Annotated in this window: 18 protein-coding genes; 10 read left to right on the top strand and 8 right to left on the bottom strand. The window is 47.7% G+C overall.

Features of this window, described 5'->3' with window-relative positions:
- The first annotated feature begins 268 nt into the window (after positions 1 to 268).
- From K0504_RS01710 to K0504_RS01690, 5 genes are all read left to right on the top strand, one after another.
- Positions 269 to 751 carry a hypothetical protein gene (locus tag K0504_RS01710; RefSeq protein ID WP_220102404.1) on the top strand — a complete coding sequence of 161 codons (483 nt, stop codon included), beginning with the start codon at positions 269 to 271 and terminating at the stop codon, positions 749 to 751.
- A gap of 95 nt (positions 752 to 846) precedes the next feature.
- Positions 847 to 1,188, top strand: coding sequence for a Fis family transcriptional regulator (locus K0504_RS01705; RefSeq protein ID WP_220102403.1), 342 nt, complete (start codon positions 847 to 849; stop codon positions 1,186 to 1,188).
- A 120-nt stretch (positions 1,189 to 1,308) separates the two neighbouring features.
- Complete coding sequence (locus K0504_RS01700; protein ID WP_220102402.1) at positions 1,309 to 1,626, top strand: antibiotic biosynthesis monooxygenase family protein; 318 nt, start codon at positions 1,309 to 1,311, stop codon at positions 1,624 to 1,626.
- Between the two features lie 112 nt (positions 1,627 to 1,738).
- A complete protein-coding gene (locus K0504_RS01695; RefSeq protein ID WP_220102401.1) occupies positions 1,739 to 2,029 on the top strand; it encodes a carboxymuconolactone decarboxylase family protein in 291 nt (96 codons plus the stop codon).
- A 63-nt stretch (positions 2,030 to 2,092) separates the two neighbouring features.
- Entirely contained in the window at positions 2,093 to 2,662 is a 570-nt protein-coding gene (locus K0504_RS01690) for a DUF7010 family protein (RefSeq protein ID WP_225917895.1), read from the top strand.
- 241 nt (positions 2,663 to 2,903) lie between these two features.
- On the opposite strand, the gene K0504_RS01685 is transcribed toward K0504_RS01690, so the two are convergent.
- Positions 2,904 to 3,917, bottom strand: coding sequence for a LacI family DNA-binding transcriptional regulator (locus K0504_RS01685; RefSeq protein WP_220102400.1), 1,014 nt, complete (start codon positions 3,915 to 3,917; stop codon positions 2,904 to 2,906).
- A gap of 257 nt (positions 3,918 to 4,174) precedes the next feature.
- Here K0504_RS01685 and manD point away from each other — a divergent pair, with 257 nt between their 5' ends.
- The 4 genes from manD to K0504_RS01665 all read left to right on the top strand — a co-directional run bounded on the left by manD (position 4,175) and on the right by K0504_RS01665 (position 9,253).
- Positions 4,175 to 5,392, top strand: coding sequence for a D-mannonate dehydratase ManD (manD, locus tag K0504_RS01680; protein WP_220102399.1), 1,218 nt, complete (start codon positions 4,175 to 4,177; stop codon positions 5,390 to 5,392).
- Positions 5,393 to 5,466: 74 nt separating this feature from the next.
- Positions 5,467 to 6,606, top strand: coding sequence for a Gfo/Idh/MocA family protein (locus K0504_RS01675; RefSeq protein ID WP_220102398.1), 1,140 nt, complete (start codon positions 5,467 to 5,469; stop codon positions 6,604 to 6,606).
- 11 nt (positions 6,607 to 6,617) lie between these two features.
- On the top strand, positions 6,618 to 8,399 hold the full coding sequence (locus K0504_RS01670; protein WP_220102397.1) for a sodium:solute symporter family transporter: 1,782 nt from the start codon (positions 6,618 to 6,620) through the stop codon (positions 8,397 to 8,399).
- The gene (locus tag K0504_RS01665; RefSeq protein ID WP_220102396.1) at positions 8,396 to 9,253 is read left to right on the top strand and encodes a hypothetical protein; all 858 of its coding nucleotides are present in this window, start codon (positions 8,396 to 8,398) and stop codon (positions 9,251 to 9,253) included. The genes K0504_RS01670 and K0504_RS01665 overlap by 4 nt, the downstream gene beginning before the upstream one ends.
- A 123-nt stretch (positions 9,254 to 9,376) precedes the next feature.
- Here K0504_RS01665 and K0504_RS01660 read toward each other — a convergent pair whose 3' ends face one another.
- The gene (locus tag K0504_RS01660; protein WP_220102395.1) at positions 9,377 to 10,810 is read right to left on the bottom strand and encodes a hypothetical protein; all 1,434 of its coding nucleotides are present in this window, start codon (positions 10,808 to 10,810) and stop codon (positions 9,377 to 9,379) included.
- Positions 10,810 to 11,895: a hypothetical protein gene (locus K0504_RS01655; protein WP_220102394.1), complete on the bottom strand. Its 1,086-nt coding sequence runs from the start codon at positions 11,893 to 11,895 to the stop codon at positions 10,810 to 10,812. Before K0504_RS01655 ends, K0504_RS01660 begins: the two co-directional genes overlap by 1 nt.
- A gap of 257 nt (positions 11,896 to 12,152) precedes the next feature.
- Here K0504_RS01655 and K0504_RS01650 point away from each other — a divergent pair, with 257 nt between their 5' ends.
- The gene (locus tag K0504_RS01650; RefSeq protein ID WP_220102393.1) at positions 12,153 to 14,933 is read left to right on the top strand and encodes an AAA family ATPase; all 2,781 of its coding nucleotides are present in this window, start codon (positions 12,153 to 12,155) and stop codon (positions 14,931 to 14,933) included.
- 152 nt (positions 14,934 to 15,085) lie between these two features.
- Here the strand turns inward: K0504_RS01650 and K0504_RS01645 are convergent, their stop codons facing one another.
- The 5 genes from K0504_RS01645 to K0504_RS01625 all read right to left on the bottom strand — a co-directional run bounded on the left by K0504_RS01645 (position 15,086) and on the right by K0504_RS01625 (position 21,464).
- Positions 15,086 to 16,489, bottom strand: coding sequence for an MATE family efflux transporter (locus K0504_RS01645; protein WP_225917894.1), 1,404 nt, complete (start codon positions 16,487 to 16,489; stop codon positions 15,086 to 15,088).
- Between the two features lie 188 nt (positions 16,490 to 16,677).
- Complete coding sequence (locus K0504_RS01640) at positions 16,678 to 18,267, bottom strand: ABC-F family ATPase (protein ID WP_220102392.1); 1,590 nt, start codon at positions 18,265 to 18,267, stop codon at positions 16,678 to 16,680.
- Between the two features lie 231 nt (positions 18,268 to 18,498).
- Positions 18,499 to 19,539 (bottom strand): TRAP transporter substrate-binding protein, encoded by a 1,041-nt coding sequence (locus K0504_RS01635; RefSeq protein ID WP_220102391.1) that lies wholly within the window; start codon positions 19,537 to 19,539, stop codon positions 18,499 to 18,501.
- Positions 19,540 to 19,635: 96 nt separating this feature from the next.
- Positions 19,636 to 20,958, bottom strand: a complete 1,323-nt coding sequence (locus K0504_RS01630; RefSeq protein WP_220102390.1) for a TRAP transporter large permease — start codon at positions 20,956 to 20,958, stop codon at positions 19,636 to 19,638.
- The gene (locus K0504_RS01625; RefSeq protein WP_220102389.1) at positions 20,955 to 21,464 is read right to left on the bottom strand and encodes a TRAP transporter small permease subunit; all 510 of its coding nucleotides are present in this window, start codon (positions 21,462 to 21,464) and stop codon (positions 20,955 to 20,957) included. The genes K0504_RS01630 and K0504_RS01625 overlap by 4 nt, the downstream gene beginning before the upstream one ends.
- Positions 21,465 to 21,527: the final 63 nt, after the last annotated feature.

The following is a 21,527-nucleotide window of genomic DNA, read 5'->3' as shown; positions in this document are numbered from 1 at the left end:
AAAACGCAAACTAACCACGCTAAAACGCTAACATATTGATTAAATAATGAAAAACTTTCCCTTTAGCATTTAATAGGAAACAAACTTGGTCTCGATACATCAGGTCTCGCTTGGTTTTGCAGAGGTTGTTCATAGCAAAAATAGAAACATGATCTTAACCACTTAAAATCAATGTGTTAGGTTCAACATGAAAGAATTTGGTTTAGCGAATGCTGATTTACATATGCTGCATTCTCGATAATAAGCGTTAAGTGTCTAAGGAGAGAATGTGCGTTTACTCAGTTTTGTGATTGTGCTTCTGCCATTTTTTTCCTTTGCAGGTGATGATGCTAGTGGTCCTATTCCTTACGAGATGGACCTGTCGAAACCTTATTCAGCATATGAGCTCAACCAAAAAGATATACGCTGGTCTAGCTCTTTGGTTACTAACTTTGGGTATAAAGGCAAAGTCTTTCACTTCGTCAGAACCACCGTAAAGTTGGTTACTCCGGACGGAGTCAAAAATACGAGCGTTTATCAATGCATAGAAAAGCCAAGTAAGTTCTACGTTGTAGATGGCGATCTAATGTTTACAATAGGCGACGAGTACCCACTAAGCCCCGGTGTAGGAGGCTTTTCTATGCACAGGCCCAGCTCGGGTAACTTCATCGTTTGTCTTAATTGCTTTTCCGGAGGCGTTCCTGCAACCAGAAGCACTCCTGTAAAAATGGGCCTTATTAGGTGGCATGGTGGCGAGTTTGCTAGGTTTTAAAACAACACTTAACAAGTGACTGTGGTCTTCCGTCAATCTAATTTTAGCCAATCTTTACCAACCCCTTATTTAGGTACAAGGCAACATTTCAGATTATGCGTAAATCAGATAAAAAAATAGATAACCAACTTCGCATTATTTTAACAGGAATTTGCGAAACAGCTTTGACGGACATTAAAGGGTTTCAATGGCTAACTCACACAGTGAATTACTCAAATTTCCCTAAGAGTCTAAAAGTAGTATGCGTATTTGATACAAATGAAAACCTAGATAGCTATTTAACATCGGTAAACAACAATCTACTTCAGTCATTGGTTAAATCTGAACTTAGTGAAATTGGAATTAATTTTAAAAACATTGTAAATCATGTTTTATTTGATACCGAAGAAAACTGTGACAATCAACATAATGGTAACTGGGCTAGTAGGCTTAGTTAAATGGATCCTAATAAGCCGCTTAAGCGGGACTTAAAACAGTTTTTTAGTTCACTTTCACTCACCACTTTAGCCAACTATTAATCAGCCTAGTAATAAGGCGTCATAAACCTAGGAGCTCCAATGTCACTTATCGCAAACACTCCTGCCCCTCCATATTTTGCAGTCATCTTTACATCGACTCGAACAGAGGGAGATAACGGTTATAGTGAAATGGCAACTCGTATGGTTGAGCTCGCCGCGCAACAACATGGATTTTTAGGAATGGAATCGGCTAGAGAAGATGTAGGTATAACGGTTTCATATTGGTCTGATTTAGAGTCAATTAAAAATTGGAAAGCGAACGCTGAGCATATAGAAGCTCAAAAGACGGGACGTAAGTCGTGGTATGACTCATTTAAAGTTCGCATCTCAAAAGTAGAGCGAGAATACGGTATATAACAATAAAATTGAGCGGGATTGGTAACAGTTTGCTCGGTTCCGCTTCGATACACATTTTAGCAAGCTATTATCTGCTCCTTCGTAGGGGCGTTGATTCAACAAAGGTTTCCCCATGCTAGGAAAGCATCAGAAGCACTACCAAGATTTCTATCACTCGACTCATGAAAACGATCATTTGGATTCCAAAACGGAGCTTTTGGTGGGGCTTGCGGCGGCCATGGCGATGAACTGCTTGCCGTGTATCAACTATTACCTTAATCAGGCAAAGCAAGCGGGCATAACAAAGGGCGAGGTTTCCGATGTGACGGCCAAAGTCATGGCGGTAGCTGCCGGTCAGAAGAAGCTTCAAATGCAAGAAGTTCTCGCTAACTACAAAATCGACCTAGACTCATTTGATCAATAATTTCAAACAATAAAAACAATTAAGCACTCGCCCATATGTTGGGCACCACGTAGCTAAATAATAATGAGCATCGCTCAAATCAAGGAGAGAAATATTTTGACATTAGATGATTACAGACGTGAGTTTGAGCAGTCTTCAAACCGCTCGGTATCCATGCCAATTGCAGGGACGATAATTTGGGCTGTTGTCGCAGTTTTAAGTACACAACTTAATGAAGGAACGGCTGTCTACATTTTGCTTTTCGCTACGGGCGCCATTTTTCCTACAGCGTTAATGATTGCTAAAATTCGAAATGAAAACTTAGTTTCCCCCTCAAATCCCCTCGCAAAACTGATGGGGCTCTGCATTTTAATGGTTAACCTGCTTTGGGTTGTGCACATTCCATTACTTTTAAATGCGCCTGAATTTGTTCCATTGAGTTTGGGCGTTGGCTTGGGGCTTCATTGGGTCGTTTATTCATGGATTGTTAACCATCCTGTCGGGTTAATCCATGCAATATTGCGAAGTGTTCTAATCGTAGCGGCTTGGTATCTATTTCCTAATGACGGAATTTTGGCTATTTCTTGCGCCATTATTTTTGCTTATTTAATAAGCATTTATCAAATGTTAACGCGAGAACTAAAGCCCGCATAACTTGGCCGTTGGCAGCGAATGCTTCGTCGTTGGCGCGAGCAACTATTCGTGATTATTGCTAAGCAGTGACCCGTCTCTAAGTGACTCGCCTGTAAATGAGGCGAGTCATCAACGTATTCGACTCCAAGTCGCTGCCTAGCGTCTGTCAGGACGCGGAGTTTGCAAGCTCAGATCCCCTCTCCTCCGGCTTGTTTTATTCTCACCGTTTTTTATCGCTCAGCCTTTGCAGGTAGCGCTAGACCTAACCCAACTGCCTGCACGATTGCCGCTTAATCAGCTCACAGCCAACGGTGATCCGTTGTTGGGTTTGGGTTTTATCCTGCACTTGCTTAAGAAGTAATTCCGCCGACTGGTAGCCAATTTGGTAGGGCTGCTGTTTCACCACTGTTACCGGCACTTTGAAAAATTCAGCCATGGGCAATTCGTCAAACCCAATCAGTGACACATCTTCAGGAATACTGAGCTGCGCTTGTTCAAACGCTTTGAGTAAGTCGGTGGTTACCGCTAAGTGTTGGCTGAAAATGGCAGTGGCACCGCTGGCTGTTATGAGTTGCTGTGGCGTTTGCTGCAAGCCGCCATCGCGCTGCCAATATAAAATGAGCGCCGGATCAACGGTTATATCATGTTGTGCCAACGCAGCTTGGTAACCCAGAAAGCGCTCGTTGCGCGATTTCACATCCTGAAAGTCTTGCGTGGCAAAGCAAATTCGCTGGTGACCAAGTTGAATTAGATAGTCCGTCGCCTCATAAGCGGCTTGGTAGTAATCCGACAGCACAATGTTTTTAGCGCGTTCATTGTGCTCTAACTGAAACTGCACAACCGGCAGACCTTTACTTTCGTAATCAGCAATCAGCGCATCATTCTGCCCTGAAGAGGCGATAATCAAACCGTCCACCCGCAATTCACTTAACGATTTAAGCGAGCGCGCTTCAACCTCAGGATCAAAGTCTGAATTGTAAATAATGACGTTATAGCCACTGGTTTTGCAGTAGTCGTCTATGCCCCGAATAGCGCGGCTGGTGTAGTGGCCGGTCACATCACGCACCACCACGCCAATGGTTTTGGTGGTATCGGTTTTGAGGCTCCGCGCAATGGGGTTTGGCGCGTAATTGAGCTCTTTTACCGCCGCTTCAATCCGTTCTCGAGTTTTACTCGACATGAATTCGAAGCGCCCATTGAGGTATTGCGACGCGGTACTTTTAGACACGCCAGCTAACTCGGCAACATCAATTAGTCTTACTTTGGCTTTGGCCATAACTTCTTCAAATCTGTGATCGTCGGAACATTCTAACAAGACTGGCGCGGGGATCGATTGACAGTCTCCATTTGCGTGGTATTTTAAATAACTAAACCGGTTTAGTAAACCGTTTTATATAATCAGAAATGATTAGCCCTTTGCCTTATAGGCAGGTGTATGAGGGGCATGAATTGAGTTAAGCAACAGCAGCGTTCGGATCGGAAACCGCTTAAAAGTCGTCCGGCATGAAATGCCTGTGAAATTGAGGTGTTCAGTTGAAAATCAAACAGATTAAAGTGTTTGTCTGCAGTCCAGGACGGAACTTTGTAACGGTCAAAGTCATCACCGAATGCGGCATTTACGGTGTGGGTGATGCCACCTTAAATGGCCGCGAGCAGGCCGTAGCAACCTACTTGCAAGAACATGTTGCGCCCTGCCTGATTGGTCGTAGCGCACACGATATTGAAGATATTTGGCAGTATTTATATCGCGGCGTTTACTGGCGCAAAGGCGCGGTGAACATGGCTGCAATTGCCGCCATTGATATGGCGTTATGGGACATCAAAGGCAAGGCCGCAGGCTTGCCGGTATACCAATTGTTAGGTGGCAAAAGCCGCAAAGGCGTGACCTTGTATGCTCATGCCAACGGCGAGAACATTGCAGATACCCTCGACAAAGCCGAGCAACTCAAAAATGCAGGCTTCAAAGCCATTCGCCTGCAGTCGGCGATCCCTGGGTTAGCTGTCACGTATGGCGTGCTTGGCGATAAGAAAGATTACTTTGAGCTGCAAGGCAATCGCCCGCTGCCGCCCGAAGAAGAATGGTCAACGCAAAAGTACTTTGCCATGGTAGGTGATTTGTTTGCACAGGCTCGCGCTCGTTTAGGCAATGATGTTGAATTGCTGCACGATGTGCACAGCCGCTTAACGCCTATTGAGTCGGCGCGCTTGGGCAAAATGCTTGAACCCTACAACCTGATGTTCTTAGAAGATGCCTCTATGGCAGAAAACCAAGACAACTATCAGGTTATTCGCCAGCACACCACCATTCCACTGGCCATTGGTGAAACCTACAACACCATCTGGGATTGTAAGGATCTCATTCAGAATCAATTGATCGACTACATCCGCGTGGCGGCAACTCATGCTGGCGGCATTACATCGCTGCGTCGCATTGCCGATTTTGCCAGCTTGTATAACGTCAAAATGGCGCCTCACGGTGCGCCTGATTTGTCCCCCATCTGCTTTGCCGCGCACAGCCATTTGAATATTTGGGCACCTAATTTTGGTATTCAGGAATTTGTTGGGCTTGGCAATGAACAAAGCCAGCAGCTATTCCAGCAGAGCATTACCGTTGAAAACGGCATGGCTTACGTTAGTGATGCGCCGGGCTTAGGCGTCGATTTTAATGAAGAAGCTGCCGAACAATTCCCATACAAACGTTCTTATCTGCCGGTCAGTCGGCTCGAAGATGGCACGCTTTGGAACTGGTAATAAACAACGACATGGCTGGCACTAAATGCCAGCACTACAGTCAAAACGATGAATCAATTTAGTCAGGTAACACGATGAGCAATAAAGTAAAAGTTTTAGTACACGGAACAGGTTTTGCGGGTCAGGGTCATGCTGAAGCATTTCGTTATGCCGGTGCCGAAATTGTCGGCATTGTCGGTCGTACCGAAAGTGTGGTGAACGAAGTGGCCAAAAAAATGGGCATTCCTTATGCGGGCACCGATTGGCAGCAAGCACTGCAAGATTGTAAACCCGATGCCGTCACCATTGCTACGCCGGGCGGTGCGCACTACGACCCAATTACTCAAGCAATTGAATTTGGCTGCCATGTGTTTTGCGACAAACCACTAACGCAGAGCGGCGAAACCGCCAAAGCACTGCACGATCTGGCGGTGGCCAAGGGCGTTAAAACGGCGTTTGCTGCCAGCTTCCGTTATATGCCCGATGTGATGCATGCCAAACGGTTAGTGGCCGAGGGAGCCATTGGAGAGCCGCTGGAAGTGGAGTGTATTTCACATTTTAATCTTGAGCGCGATATTCCATTTGGCTGGTCACATCGCAAAGAAGATGGCGGTGGCCGCCTGAACAACAACTTCACCCACAAGCTGTCGATTGTCACCTCCGTAATCGGTGAGAAAATCCTCTCGATCAATGGCGAAGTACGTGACGATTTAGGCAAAGCGCCCATCGTTGAAGGTGTTCATAACTTTAAAACCCGCCGTGATTTCATTCCAAAAGATCTTAACGATCCCTCGCTGAAATGGGGCGAATCGAACGTTGAATGGTCCTATACGGTGCTGGCTCAACTGGAATCAGAAATGGCCAAGCAGCCTGTTTCTGTGCTGTTTAAACACGGCGGCTTGCACCCGCGCTTTAACGAAGACTACATCGCGTTTTATGGCAGCAAAGGGTCTATCTACATCAAAGGCCATTACGGTAGCGGCCCACTGTATTTATACGGTGACAATAAAACCTGGCAAGAGCTGCCTCTCCCTGCCGACATTGCTGCAGATATACCGGATGTGGACGGTGATACCGAACGCAACTGGCGCTATCTGATCCGCGAATTTGTGAAAGACATTCAAGGCCAATCGGTTGCGCCTTACCAAACCTTCAAAGAAGGTAGCCAATATCAGCAACTCATTGACTTAATTCGTCAAAACGACAACTGGGTTGACGTGACACACCTGCAATAAGAGGTACGCTCATGCAGTATGAGTATTTAGTCATTGCCGGGTATTTTGTGATGATTGTAGGCATTGGCTTTGCGTTTAAGCGCATGGCCAAGCACTCCACCAGCGATTATTTCCGCGGTGGTGGCCGCATGTTGTGGTGGATGGTTGGCTCCACCGCATTTATGGCGCAATTTTCAGCTTGGACGTTTACCGGTGCAGCGGGCAAAGCCTTTACTGACGGCTTTGCCGTGAGTTTAGTGTTCTTCGCCAATACCTTTGCATACTTCTGCGGCTGGGCGTATTTCTCGCACCGCTTTCGTCAAATGCGGGTCGACACGCCAAGTCAGGGCATTAAGCGTCGTTTCGGTTCGCAAAATGAAGCGTTCTTTTCTTGGGCGCTGATTGTCTTCAGTTTGATTAATGCTGGCGTCTGGCTCAATGCGCTAGGCGTGTTTGCCAGTGCCGTGTTCGATGCCGATATCAGCGTCACCATTATTGCCACTGGGCTCACCGTGTTGTTTGTGTCGGTGCTCTCAGGCGCGTGGGGCGTGGTGGCCTCCGACTTTGTGCAAACCCTAGTGGTGGCTGTGGTTTCAATCGCTTGTGCCATTGTTGCCTTGGTGATGGTCGGTGGCCCCGGTGAACTGGTGACTCAATTCCCGAGTAACTTTTTCATTGGCCCAGACATGAACTACCCGCTGTTGTTAGTCGGCACGTTTGTGTTCTTCCTCGCCAAGCAGATGATCACCATTATGAACTTGAACGACTCGTTTCGGTTCCTTAACGCTAAAGATACCCATAACGCCCGAAAAGCGGCTCTGCTGGCCATGGGATTAATGGGCTTTGGTAGCATCATTTGGTTTGTGCCGCCTTGGGCTTCTGCCATTTTGTACCCAGATGCAGCCTCGGCTTATTCCTCTTTGGGCAATAAAGCGGCGGATGCGGTGTACTTAGTATTTACCCGTAATGCGATGCCGCTGGGCACCGTTGGCTTGCTCATGGCCGGTTTGTTTGCTGCCACCATGTCGTCGATGGATTCAGCGCTGAACAAAAATGCGGGCATTTTTGTTCGCAGCATTTATCAGCCACTGTTGGCACGCAAACAGCGCAAAGTAGATGATATCAAGTTGCTGAGCATCAGTCGTTTGGTCAGTTTCGTTAGTGGTTTGCTGGTCATTATGGTGGCGTTGTTCTTTGGTTCACTAAAACAACTGAGCCTGTTCGATCTGATGATGCAGCTGTCCACCATGATTCAGGTGCCGTTGCTTATTCCACTCATCGTCGGTCTGTTTATTCGTAACACGCCGAAGTGGGCACCATGGGCAACCGTGGCGCTGGGCTTGTTTATCTCGTGGCTGATGATGAATGTGATCACGCCGCAAGTGGTGGCCGATTGGTTTGGTTTAGGTGAGTTGACCCGTCGTGAGTCGGTGGATATGAACCTGATGCTTACCATTGCTGCACACTTGTTTGTAACCGCAGGCTTCTTCTGCCTGACCAGCTTGTTTTATGTCGAGTCGAAGGACGAGCACAAAGCCGAGCGAGAGGCCTTCTTTGCCGATCTGCAAAAGCCAGTGATTGCCGGTGACGAACAAGATGATTACGACTGCCAGCAACGCAATAAACTAGGCACCATGGTGATGATTATGGGGTCGGGCATGATGCTGATGGCCTTAATCCCGAATCCGTTGTGGGGCCGGCTCGTGTTCGTTGCTTGCGCCGCCACAATTTTGTTGATTGGCGCTCTTTTGAAAAAGAGTGCCACACCAAAAGAAGCATTGGTCGCCGTATCAGAGGTGAAAGCCGAGTCATGAAATCAACCATCAAACGACTAACAATAACTGCTGTCGCGCTAATGGCAGCCTCCCATGTTTGGGCCAACCAAGACAGCGTTCAATTGAGCCACGGGGTTGATGAGTCGGCGGGTAAACTGCCGGCGTACATCATCACCCTTGCTGATGCGACCTTCTATTTGGAAAAGCAAGGCGGTGGTCTGTCGTCAATTGTCGACAGAGATGGCGTCAATTGGCTGGGGTTCCACAACAAAAAAGGTTCTGGCCACCAAGGCGAATATCGTGGTTTTCCTAATGCCGTGCACAAGCAAGATGGCAATTACTTTCATGCGCAGAACGCCACTACCGACTTTTCAAGCTCAGAGGTAGCCATCAATTCAGCACAGCATGTGCGGATTGTGTTCACATCTGGCAACACTAAGTGGCAAGGCGTATACGATTTTTACCCTGATCGTTGTGATTTCACCATGACGCGCGTGAGCCCCGGTTTCCATTACTGGGTGCTATACGAAGGCGTGCCAGGTGGCAGCATGGACAAAACTGATTTCTGGTTTGCTTCTGTGGATGACAAAAAGCACCCGATTGAAGAGTCTCACCACGGCGATTTACCAGCACCGGAATGGTTTGCCTTTGGCGATGCTGACAGCTCTAGAATGCTTTATGTTGTGCAACATGACGATGATGCGTTAGCCGATAGCTACGAGCACCGACCGTTTATGACGGTGATGGGCTTTGGCCGCCTGCACAAAGATAAGTTTTTAAATACGCCCAATACCTTTTCCATTGGGTTTGTTGAGTCAACTCATTACTCGGATGTTCAACAGCGAATTCACGATATTGTGGGGATGCCAGTTGCCACCGAAAGTAGCGAATGAGTTTGAGTTAAGCGCCCTATTCGGCAGTATTGCTGAATAGTAGCCTGCTCGCTTTAGGGCAAAGCGAGCAGGCAGTTCAACCTTCAATACCAGTTGAATTAGCGCAAAAGGTTTGCTGGAAGGTTAGCTCTTTTTATCGGATCGTTGCTGCCCTCGGTTGCTACCACCTTGCTCAGACGCCGCTTGATTTCGCCCCCCGCGCAAGTTTGCATTGTCCGACCCGCCTTGAGAGCCAATATTGTATTTTTCTTCGTAAGCAGCACTAACCGCAGTACTTTTTGTAAGTACATTCAGGTAAGCAAGGTTGTTACTACACTTGATGATCAAATCAGCAAGCTCTGACAACTCCTCTCCTTTCACGTAATAAAGTTGTTTCGATAGTTCTTCGATTTCTCGAACCATCAGGGCTTTACCAACTTTTGAATACGTCTTTTCAGATTCTTTAAATTTGCTACTCAAGTATTGTTCAATGGTTTCTTCTGTCGGTAACGAACCGAGTAACAGAGCGATGATCACAAAGCCGTCGTTTTGGCTAACAACTGAGTTATCGCGCTTTCTGCGAGAAAGTAATAGTCCTAAGAACAGCCAAGCAGCTTCTGCAATTTCTAGATTGTCGTCAGCAGATTTGCTCTTCTTCTGTTGAAACGAAGAAATACGCAGTAGGTCTTGCCGAAAGTGGTCAAACAACGGCATCGCCCGCAATTCCATGAGACCAATCCCAAAGTTTCTCACGCCCTTGTTAAGGCCACTGATCACGTTAAGTACATTAAAGAAGTCGTCATCTTCGCGAACGATACGCTCTACCGCGATACGTGCTTCTTCAGATTCAAAAAAAGTATCAACATAGTTCTCTTGCTGATGATTACTTTCTGATTCTGAAGTAGATTTTGACGCTTTACTGAAATTGGGCTTTCGACTGAGAGATTCTTGTTCTTGTTGCGCAGTGAAGTACAACACGGAACGAAAGATAGAGTCTTTGAACGCCTCTTCGATCGTTTCTACAAGCACCTCAAGTTTATCTTCTAGCTTTTCCTGCAAACGGCTTTCCGGATCATGATTGAGCTGAGACTTAACCGTGCTCTTAGGTTTGCCCGATAAGGTATTGGTCAAAAAAGCGGGAATGTTTTCTTCGTGGTAGATCTCTTTTGCGTGTAACAGTACTGCGGCACTGGCTCGCTTGGCGTCAGAAATTGAACGGGTCAGCCGAGAGTTCAGGGTCGAAATACGGTCAACGTGTTCAGCCCACACTTTGACTTGCTCGCGGATGGAATCGTTTTGCTGAATGCTGGCCGTCAGACCTGCAATACGGATGGCGACTAATGCGCCTGCAAATCCTAATGCCCAGCCACCAAGCGCATCAAAAATGCCAGTGTCTTCCTGTGAGATGTAAGGCTTCACAAGGGCTGCAGGCATCAGCTGCCACTTTATCGTGAGCCAAAACAGGATAAATGTGACGGCGCCAAAAAACAGCGTCCAGACAATGAGTTGGCTTTCAGGGCTGAACAGTGTCCGTTTCAACCAGTGATGGGAGTAAGCCTTCTGAGCCTTATCTGCCATTAGATGCCATCCCGATTGCTTTCACTGTTTTGTTGCTCGAGTATGGCCTCAATCGCTTGCTTCTGATCCTCAGTTAAGCTTTGCATCTTATCTTTTACTGATTCGACCCAGCGGCGATCGTCGACTTTGTCTTTGTAGCCGTCAAGCAAGCCTTTAAGCTTTTTGCCGGCAGCTTGGCTGTCAGATAGCAGCAGCGAGAAAAGCTCTTCATAAGTGGCTTCTGTGAACTGGATAATAAAAGTCACAATCCGATGAATTTGGGTGGTGTGTAGTGTCCCCTCGCCCAGCGGTATGTCGATGGATACTTTTAATTCGCCGTCGGAGGGATCGAGCGACATTGCCAAAAACTTGTACTCGAATTGAAACCAGGCAATGGCAGTAGCGATTAAACTATATTCGGTTTTATCCAAATCAAACTGGTACAGCCACGGTGTTTCAAGACGCAGTAGTTCTTTGTCTGAATAGTTGATGACAACATTAACATTCTGGTCGCCCTTTGGATTAATGTATTTTGTAGTCGAAAAACCGAAAACATAGCGCTCTCTTTCTTCTTGATGACTGTTTTTGTACTCTTTTTCCGCAAAGTACTGCTCAAGAACTTTTGCTAACGGCTGAGCATGCGCTTGTGACGCTTCGTTGGTTTGTGGCGCCGCCTCTTCGCTTTCTTTTATCGCGTTTTGGGCACTGGTGACCACTTTCATCAACAAGGAATCAGCCGTCTCAACAAGGCTATCAAACTGTTTAGTAAAATCTTCGATACTGACGTCGGTTGCATCGTAAGCCACAGCAAAGCCATCTGAATCAATAATGATAAACAGACCTGAATCGTCATCTTTCTTTTGAATTGTCTCTTTTTGTTGCGCCTTTAATACCTTCGCTGCCAACTCCGTTAAGGCGTCGTCGTCATATAAATTGAAATAAAGGTGGGCCTTGGTCTCACTGCCATGAGCACTAATTGACAGTGCTAGCTGGCTTTCGTCAATTTCGCGGGAGATGGTAAAGGGAGACTTTGTTTTAACAGACCAACCATCATTCTGCGCGGCAATAACGGAAAGGAGGTCGGAATAGGCTTGCAATAAATTCATAAAGGATTCCATTCAAAATTCTGAGTAGGTCGGCAAGTGGCTACAATGGATGGGCAATGTTCGCGGAAAGCAATGCACTGTAGGCTTTAGTTATGGTCTCATTTAACGTGAAAAATATCGCCAATTCAATAGAGTAAGGAAAGTAACAAATTGGTTTCTACTAGCATCACGAACCGTAGAACCACATGTTGTAAATAAATCCCGAGGCATGACAGAATGGCGCCCCACTCGTCAGGTGCTTAACAGGGAACGTCTACTTGAGAACACTACTTCTTTTTGCCAAACATATCGCGATCAGTGAAAAATCTGACCAGCTCACCCCCGAACATGTTTCCGCCGCTTTTTTCTGTTTAATTTCTCATGCATACAATAAAGACAGTGAGCCCTATCAAAAGCTGGCATCGTCAATTTTGCGCAGTGCCACGATCACAGTGTTGTCGGCTAGATATTGCTCTGATTTAAGTAAGTCATTGATCAAACAAATGGAAGAACGTCGTTTTATACCGTTCTCCCCTGAGCTTAAAGAATTTATCGATGAGCTTACCTCCGACGACGCAGGCCGTGAGTTGAAAAACATGGTGGATTTGTTCGACGTGCCCGACGCGCCATCCGATTATATTGACCAACTCAAAAGCTTTGAACAACTCAAACAAACGCTATTGGATGAAGTGTACGGCCAAGATCACGCCGTAGAGCTTTTAATCGATAGCATGGTAAAAGGGCTCTGGCAGCCACGGCAAAATAGACCGCAAGGCCTATTTTTATTTGCTGGCCCTGCCGCCTGCGGAAAAACATTTTTGGCAGAACGCTTTGCTCATCACCTCGGTAATGAGTATTCGTGCAAAGTATTTGATATGACCCAGTACACCAACGCCAATGAAAGTTTTGGTTTGGTGGGCGCCAAAAAAACCTACGATGATGCGGCACCAGGTGTTCTCACAACTTTTGTTGAGAAGCATCCAAAATCGGTGATCGTATTTGACGAGTTTGAAAAAGCACATACGCAAGTATTGTTAGCCTTACTCCGTATGCTTTCAGCCGGATTAGTCACCGATGAATACACGCAAAAGGAAGTCGACTTCCGCAAAACCATTGTGGTGTTCACCTCGAATTTGGGCAGTGCGGTTTACAATAAGCAGGGCTATCTGAGCAGTATCGAAAGCCAGCCGGAACAAGCGCGTGCAGCCATGCTCAGCCAACTGCGCAACGAAACAAAAATCGAGCGGGATCGTGAAGTCAAAGCTATTCCCCCCGAATTCCTGTCTCGGTTGTCTCAGGGAAGTATTGTACTTTTCAAAACGCTCGGCGTACCAGAGCTAACCCAAGTTGCAAACAAGCAGGTCACCACAGATCTCAAGCACTTTACCAAGAAAAGCGATATCTATTTCGAGCCGCTCGAAGACGATGTTTTAAGACTGCTACTCACCACCTTTGCGCCATTTTTTGATATTCGCGATATCAAGGCAAATATTGCCGGCAAAGTGCTTGATCCCATTACCGACTTTATGCGACTCAACCCGGAAACTAATTTTTCCAAGATCGCGCTCTCGCTCGGCGATGAAATCCTTAACTTGTTAGCAAGTGAAACCTTTGACAGCCAAGTTCAAGCGCTGAGGCTTCGGCACGAAGTGCTGTGCGTGGAAACATCGTGCAGCTTAGCTGAAGACATTCTCACAGTTAACTTTTCTCATGCCTCTCGCAAGCTGTTACTCAGCACAGAAGACGTAGGAGAAAGCGGTGGCATTGTTCTGGATATGCCAACAATTCAGTTCAGTGATATTGCTGGCCATGACGTCGTAAAAGCTCGGTTGAGAGAAACCATTAATATTCTTAGCCACGGCGATCAACTGGCTCAAGCTGGCGTATCACCGCCCAAAGGTATGGTGCTTTACGGCCCGCCAGGAACCGGTAAAACCACACTCGCTAGGGCATTAGCCAGTGAAGCCGGCATGCCGATCGCCACCTGTTCCGGTAATGAACTTCTCTCTGATAACTTTATGAAGTCTTTGTTTCAGCGGGTGAGAAAATACGCGCCATGTATCTTGTTTATCGACGAAATCGATGCGCTACCCAAACGTGGTGACGCAGGGCCGAAAGCCGATGCACTGATAAACCGACTGCTAACCGAAATTGACGGCTTTACTCAGGCCCGCGAGCCGGTATTCATTGTTGCTGCCACCAATCGATTAGAAAAGCTTGATGAAGCATTGTTGCGCTCTGGACGGCTTGACTTGCACGTGCACGTGCCGTGTTTAGACAAAGACGCGCGCCGCTGGTTTATGGAAAAGTTTTTGCGTTACGACGGCTATGAAACCGACATCAACATCGATTTAATCGTGTCATTAACGGCCGGAATGAGTGGTGCCGATTTAGAAAAAATTCACCGTGAAGCGGTATTGCGCGCACTCAGTGAAGACAATCGAAAAATCGATCAAAGCACCTTGGTTGAGGAAATTAATATTCTCAAATACGGTGCCAAGCGCTCGCTTGATAATAGTGAAAAAACGCTTGCAGAAACCGCTTATCACGAGGCCGGACACGCCGTTATTTCCAAGGTGCTGTTGCCTGAACAGGTTATTGAGCAAATTAGTGTGGTGCCTCGAGAACAAACCTTGGGCATGGTTGCGTACAGTAACGATCAACACATTTCGACCACCAAGTCGTTCTGGTTTTCTAGAACTTGCGTGGCGTTAGCCGGTAGAGCGGCACAAGTAAAACAATTCGGTGACGAAGGACTCGATACCGGAGCCAGTAGCGATCTCAGAAACGCGATGTGGTCGGCATGGTCAGCCATTGCCAAACACGGCATGCACCCAGATAGCTACAACATCGACGTTACAGCCTTGAACCAATGCTCCGGCGAGAATTATTTCCAACAGCACACCGAAGCGCTGATTAAACAATGGCTAGACGAAGCAACAGCCAAAACAGCGCAACTCGTAGCGCAGCAATGGCATCAAATTGACACGGTTGCAAAGGCGTTACTTGATAAAGAAGTGTTGTCTGAAGCTCAGTTTGAGGCGCTTCTCGCTCAGTAACAAATCTCTGTAAGGCAGACTCAGCCGCACCAAGTATCGCGCGCAAACCCCAAAGGTTTTATGGAGAGCGTTGGATATCTTGATGTGGTTGAGTTGTATGACCGTTGTGACATGCGTTTTGAGCTCGTTGCGCTGTATTGTGTTCACGGTTTCTATTTCGAACAATCACGTCCATCAATCAACTGATGGCGCAGTAATCGGTAGAAGGGAATCGCTTTGAGTAGCTCTTCGATCGGCAACAACGCAAACGCCCACACCAAGCCCCAATCAAAATACAAAATAACTAAGCCACAGAGCGGCACACCCACCAGCCATTGCGTAACAAAGTGTATTTTAAGCACTTGCACACTACGCCCCATTGCTCTGAGCGAATTGCCAGCAATGGTGTTAAAGGTGCGTACCAATGGCAGCGCAATATAGAGCGGCGCAATGCTTGCCAGCGCAACATAGGTTTGCTCGGTCACGTTGGGGTAGACCACTTCCACCAGCAAACTAAAGCCAAACAAGGCGGCCGACACCGCACAGGCCATTAGCGCACCGAGTTTGATACAAGCCCGCACAATCAGTGCTAAATGATTATGCCTGCCTTTGCCAATGGCTTGGGTGATGCTAATAGAATTAGCCTGCGCCCACGCCACAATGAATTGGGTGGCAATACGTAGCCAAGGAAAAATCAACGTGATGGCGACATAGGAATAAATATTTAGCTGGGCAAACAACAGTTGATAAACCGTATTGCCAACGGATAAGACAATGAAATTGGTGGCCACCGGCCAGATCTCAGCAAAGTGTTGTGTCAATTCAGAGCGGTTAAATTTAAGCGTAAAGGCGGGTAAATCCGTTTGTTGAGCAAGCCGCCACAACAAATACAACAGCCGCACGGTAATGGCCGCTAAACTACCAAAGGCGGCTCCAACAAACCCTAAACCTTCCCAGCCAAGGTTTTCCCCTCCTAAACCTTGCCAATTCAAACCAAGCGCACTCACCCCAAAAATCAGCACAAAGCTAACGACGGCGTTAAACGGCAGCTCTAGTAAATAAGCCTGAAAAGGCGTTTTGGTATCACCGCGGCCATTGAGCAGCGCAATAATAGTTTGCGCCAGCGCGTTGAGAAGCAGGATGTATTGCCCCACAGCCAGATACTCTTGTACCTTGTCAGCAATGTCCTGGCGATCGGTTAAGGCATTCACCGCAGGCTCTAACCAGAGATGAAAAATCAGCAAAAACAAAAACGCGGCGGCTAGATTAATCAGCAGTCCGTTGATCACGGTTGAAGCCAACCCTTGCTGATCATTCGCGCCAAACACCCGCCCAACAATAAGCTGGGTGCCGTTGGCCAATGCCAATTGCACGCCTAGCGCAAACGCTAATATGGTTGACGCAATCCCCATAGCTGCCAGCGGTACTTCACCCAACGGCGAGACCAACAAGGTGTCGATGATTAGCATCGACTGCATCAGCAAGGCATTGAGAGCAAGAGGCCAAGCCAACGCAAGGTTCTTACGCAGGTAAACCCGACTTAATCGATGTGAGGAATGCTGAGAAAACGCCGACAATCAAAGGCTCCGAGGCTACCAAAATAGTTGTTCTGAACGACTAGCTATTGTGCCAAAAAGTGACAATCAAATCAGTGTTATTGGTAGTGTTGATGTATCGGTGTGATGAGTGGGGCAACAAACAAAAGTGTGCAGTGCCCGTCATCAGGCACTGCAATAAACGCACAGGCAGCCAACGCCGCCAATGGTTAGGCGTCTTGACTCGCTCGGTACTCGTCGTAGGTACCTTGGAAGTCGATCAGCTTACGATCTTTGATTTCTACCACGCGAGTTGCCAGCGACTGGACAAACTCTCGGTCATGGCTGACAAAGATCAGGGTGCCTTCATAGTGCTCAAGAGCCAAGTTGAGTGCTTCAATGGCTTCCATGTCGAGGTGGTTGGTTGGCTCATCCATCAGCAAGACATTGGTCTCTTGCATCATTAACTTGCCGAACAACAGTCGGTTTTTCTCACCACCAGAACACACAGTGACCAGTTTTTTGTAATCATCAGCTGAGAACAGTAAGCGGCCAAGCATGGCGCGAACAATTTGATCATCATGGCCTGGCTTACGCCATTGGCTCATCCAATCAAACACATTCATTCCTTCAGGGAAGTTGCCTGCATGATCCTGTGGGCAGTAACCCAAGCTGGCATTTTCAGACCACTTGATAACCCCTTCATTGGCGCTCAACTGATCCATTAAGCAGCGCAAGAAGGTGGTTTTACCGGCACCATTGTCACCAATCACAGCAAGTCGAGTACCGGCTTCAATGATCATGTTGCCGTCACTAAACAAGGTGTCACCATCAAAACCATGGCTTAAATTTTCAAGGATCAGCGCTTGGCGGTGCAGCTTCTTCTCTTGGTTAAAGCGAATAAACGGGCTAACGCGGCTCGACGGTTTGATATCGTCCAGTTTGATTTTGTCAATTTGACGCGCTCGCGAAGTTGCTTGCTTCGCCTTTGACGCATTGGCAGAGAAACGACTAACAAATTGTTGCAGCTCGGCAATTTGAGCTTTCTTTTTGGCATTGTCCGATTGAAGCTGTTCACGCGCTAACGTAGACGCCCGCATGAAATCATCATAGTTACCCGGATAAACACGCAGCTCACCATAATCAATATCAGCCATGTGGGTGCACACCGCATTGAGGAAGTGACGATCGTGCGAAATGATCACCATGGTGCTTTTACGTTCGTTCAACACCTTTTCAAGCCAGCTGATGGTTTCAATGTCGAGGTTGTTGGTTGGTTCGTCGAGTAGCAGAATATCGGGATCCGAGAATAACGCCTGCGCGAGCAAGACTCGCAATTTCCAACCCGGTGCGACTTCGCTCATTGGGCCAAAGTGCAATGACTCTTCGATACCAGCACCAATTAAAATTTCACCGGCGCGGCTCTCGGCACTATAACCATCCATTTCGGCGAACTGAGTTTCTAGCTCGGCAACGATCATGCCTTCTTCTTCAGACATTTCAGGTAACGAGTAAATACGGTCACGCTCTTGCTTCACTTCCCACAATTCTTTGTGGCCCATGATGACCGTATCAATCACCGTGTACTCTTCAAACGCAAACTGGTCCTGATGGAGCTTGCCTACGCGCTCATTAGGCGTGATGCTGACGTTTCCAGCACTTGGGGCTAGGCTGCCATCCAAAATTTTCATGAAGGTAGATTTGCCACAGCCATTGGCGCCAATTAGGCCATAGCGATTGCCGTCAGAGAACTTAACGGAGATATTTTCGAACAATGGTTCGGCACCAAACTGCATGGTGATGTTTGCGGTTGAGATCAAAAGAGCGTTTCCTGAGCTAGATGGGTATTTATGCTTAACGCGCGCACTATAGGGATCTCAGGCCTAAAAATCGAGTGAAACTGTGTGAAATTTATTCGCTGGTAATTTTTACCGGTTAGATTCACTCAACAAACTGACCCTATATTCGGCCAAAAGCCCGCCGATATTGGCGAGCTTTTGGCAATCAAAACCATTGAGCTGATAAGCCGGAGCTTCAGCTTTAATGGCTCATTAGCTGTAGCGATAGGGGCGACCGGCCTTGGTCATATCAGCATTGTATTTTTTGAAGATCTCCACCACCTTGGCTTTGGTCGGGGATTCTTTGGCAATTTCATCCCAGAACTTATGAGCTTCCGCTTCAACCGTCGCCCACTCTTCATCAGGAATGGAAGTTAGCTTCATCTTACTTCCATCAACCCGCAAGGTAGCTTCACCTCCCCAGTACCACCACTGACGGTAATAGTGCGAACTATCCATGGTCAGTTGCAGTAAATCTTTTAAATGAGCAGGCAGTTCGTTGTAGCGATCCATGTTGGCAAAGAAAGAGCCAATCCAAGCGCCAGAAATATTGTTGGTCAGGAAGTAGTCGGTCACATTAGCCCAACCCACCGTGTAATCTTCGGTAATACCAGACCAAGCGATACCATCAAGCTCGCCGGTTTGCATCGCCATTTCTACGTCTTCCCAAGGAATAGATACGGGTACGACACCAAATTTCGACAGGAATCGTCCCGCCGTTGGGAAGGTGAAAACGCGCAATCCTTTAAGATCATTCAAACTGGTGATCGGCTTTTTAGTGGCGAAGTGGCATGGATCCCAAGCCCCTGCAGACAAGTGCTTCACACCCACTTTGGCGTATTCTTCTTGCCAAATTTTGCCCAGACCGTATTGGTTAAACAATACAGGCACGTCCAACGAATAACGGCTACCAAATGGGAAATAGCCGCCAAACGTGGTGACTTCGGTGGGCGATGCCATGGAATCATCGTCAGACTGAACGGCATCGATAATCCCTTTTTGCATTGCGCGGAATAGCTCACCCGTTGGTACCAATTGATCGGCAAAGTACAGCTCAATTTGCATCTCTTCACCGGCAATGCGGTTGAAGGTTTCAATGGCCGGCTTAATCACGTGTTCGGCCAGCGCTGGGCCTGCATAGGTTTGCATGCGCCACTTGATCTTCGGCTTGGCGGCAAAAGTACGGGCGGGAGCCAGTGCTGTTGCACCAGCCAATGTTGCGGCAGACGTTAAAAACTTGCGTCTTGATGTCATGGTTAATCCTCCGATTGGCTATAGGGTGACGAGATCGACCCGCCGTTAGTTCGAGCTTTATTGCTGTATGAGCAAGCAGCCAGCACAATCAGTGCGCTAGTTGCCGTAAACTTTTTCCGGTAACCACATGGCAAGATCAGGAAACACCATGATGAGAATGAGCGACACCAGCATGATGACCACAAAAGGGGCAACCGAGCCGTAAATATCTCGCAAGCTGATTTCTGGTGGTGCCATCGCGCGCATCAAAAATAAGTTGTAGCCAAACGGTGGTGTCATATAAGCAATTTGCGAGGTCACCGTGTAGAGCACGCCGTACCAAATCAAATCGAATCCCAACGCATTCACGAGCGGCACATAGAGCGGCGCCACAATCACCAACATGGCGGTGTCGTCAAGGAAGGTTCCCATGATCAGAAATGACAGCTGCATCAAAATGAGGATGGTCCAAGGGCTAAGGCCTAATTGATCGGTAAACAGATGCTCAATGGATTTCACGGCACCAAGGCCATCAAACACAGCGCCAAAACCAAGAGCAGCCAGGATGATCCACATGAACATGCAGGAGATGCCCAAGGTACTGCGCACGGAATTTTCAAATACTTTGCGGGTTAATCGACGTTTCAGAATGGCGGCTAACAATGCAGCCATGGCGCCAATGGCCGAGCTTTCAACTAGGCTGGTCCAGCCATTAACAAATGGCACCATCATCACCGCAAAAATAGCCAATGGCAGCATGCCTGCGCCGAGCAAGCGCAGCTTTTCTGCCATCGGTACAGCGCGTTCTTCTTTTGACAGCGTAGGCCCTAGGCTTGGGTTCATGCGGCAACGTACGGCAATGTAAATAATAAATAACGCCGCCATCACTAGACCAGGAATGATACCGGCCAACCACAGTTGCCCCACCGGCTGACGGGCGATCATGGCGTACAGCACCAACACCACCGACGGCGGTACCAAAATGCCCAGGGATGAGCCCGCCTGAATGACGCCTGTCACCATTTTCTTGTCGTAGTTGCGCTTTAGTAACTCGGGCAAAGCAATGGTGGCACCAATGGCCATGCCAGCAACCGACAAACCATTCATTGCCGACACCAACACCATCAAGCCAATGGTGCCAATGGCCAAACCGCCGGGCATGGGCCCCATCCAGACGTGGAACATCTTGTATAAGTCATCAGCAATTTTGGATTCCGACAAGATATAGCCCATGAAAATAAACATGGGGAGCGTCAACATGGGGTACCAATTCATCAACTTCATGGCCGCGGTAAATGGGATCTCCGCACCGCCGGTTCCCCACAACGCCATCGCCGCAATAGCTGCCACTGCACCAATCGCGGCAAACACTCGCTGACCCGTTGCCATGAGTAACATCATTAATGAAAACATCGCCGCGGCGATCACCCCATAACTCATTTGAGTTCAACTCCCTTGATTAATGCGATGTCTTTGAACAACTGCGAAATCGCTTGCAGAATCATCATCAAGAACCCAACGCACATGACCGCTTTAATTGGCCACAAATAGGGGCGCCAAGCCGTGCGGCTCCGTTGGCCATATTCGAGGGAATACAACATGCTTTCTAAGCCGCCATAAAGCAGCACGATGAGGTAGAAAATCAAAAAGAACACGGTAAAGGCGTCAAACCACGCGCGTTTGTGCGCAGACCAGTTTCCGTAGAACAGATCCATGCGCACATTGGCATTGAGTTGGATAGCGTAGGCACCACCAAGAATGTAGTAGGCCACCATCACGAATTGGGCGGATTCGAGAGTCCACAGCGACGGCATAAAGAAGGTTTTGGAAATTGAAGACCACATAAGTACGCCAACCATCAGGAAGATCCCGTACATAGCCAGCCGGCCAATGCGTCGATTAAACGCATCAACATAGGTGACATAGGCGCAGATAAAACCCGGCATTCAAATTTCCTTTCGTGAAGAGCGTCGTTGCATAGCCACGATTGTCAGCGATTGGCACCTTGA

The organism is Neiella holothuriorum, from assembly GCF_019457915.1.
Lineage (GTDB): Bacteria > Pseudomonadota > Gammaproteobacteria > Enterobacterales > Neiellaceae > Neiella > Neiella holothuriorum.
This window is presented reverse-complemented; position numbering and strand designations above follow the sequence as displayed.

Bases quoted from the DNA above. Each gene is read 5' to 3' on its own strand.
- K0504_RS01660 (WP_220102395.1), bottom strand. From the start codon at position 10,810: ATGGCAGATAAGGCTCAGAAGGCTTACTCCCATCACTGGTTGAAACGG.
- K0504_RS01695 (WP_220102401.1), top strand. From the start codon at position 1,739: ATGCTAGGAAAGCATCAGAAGCACTACCAAGATTTCTATCACTCGACT.
- K0504_RS01675 (WP_220102398.1), top strand. From the start codon at position 5,467: ATGAGCAATAAAGTAAAAGTTTTAGTACACGGAACAGGTTTTGCGGGT.
- K0504_RS01665 (WP_220102396.1), top strand. From the start codon at position 8,396: ATGAAATCAACCATCAAACGACTAACAATAACTGCTGTCGCGCTAATG.
- K0504_RS01705 (WP_220102403.1), top strand. From the start codon at position 847: ATGCGTAAATCAGATAAAAAAATAGATAACCAACTTCGCATTATTTTA.
- K0504_RS01635 (WP_220102391.1), bottom strand. From the start codon at position 19,539: ATGACATCAAGACGCAAGTTTTTAACGTCTGCCGCAACATTGGCTGGT.
- K0504_RS01690 (WP_225917895.1), top strand. From the start codon at position 2,093: ATGAGCATCGCTCAAATCAAGGAGAGAAATATTTTGACATTAGATGAT.
- K0504_RS01685 (WP_220102400.1), bottom strand. From the start codon at position 3,917: ATGGCCAAAGCCAAAGTAAGACTAATTGATGTTGCCGAGTTAGCTGGC.
- K0504_RS01655 (WP_220102394.1), bottom strand. From the start codon at position 11,895: ATGAATTTATTGCAAGCCTATTCCGACCTCCTTTCCGTTATTGCCGCG.
- K0504_RS01630 (WP_220102390.1), bottom strand. From the start codon at position 20,958: ATGAGTTATGGGGTGATCGCCGCGGCGATGTTTTCATTAATGATGTTA.
- K0504_RS01670 (WP_220102397.1), top strand. From the start codon at position 6,618: ATGCAGTATGAGTATTTAGTCATTGCCGGGTATTTTGTGATGATTGTA.
- K0504_RS01625 (WP_220102389.1), bottom strand. From the start codon at position 21,464: ATGCCGGGTTTTATCTGCGCCTATGTCACCTATGTTGATGCGTTTAAT.
- K0504_RS01700 (WP_220102402.1), top strand. From the start codon at position 1,309: ATGTCACTTATCGCAAACACTCCTGCCCCTCCATATTTTGCAGTCATC.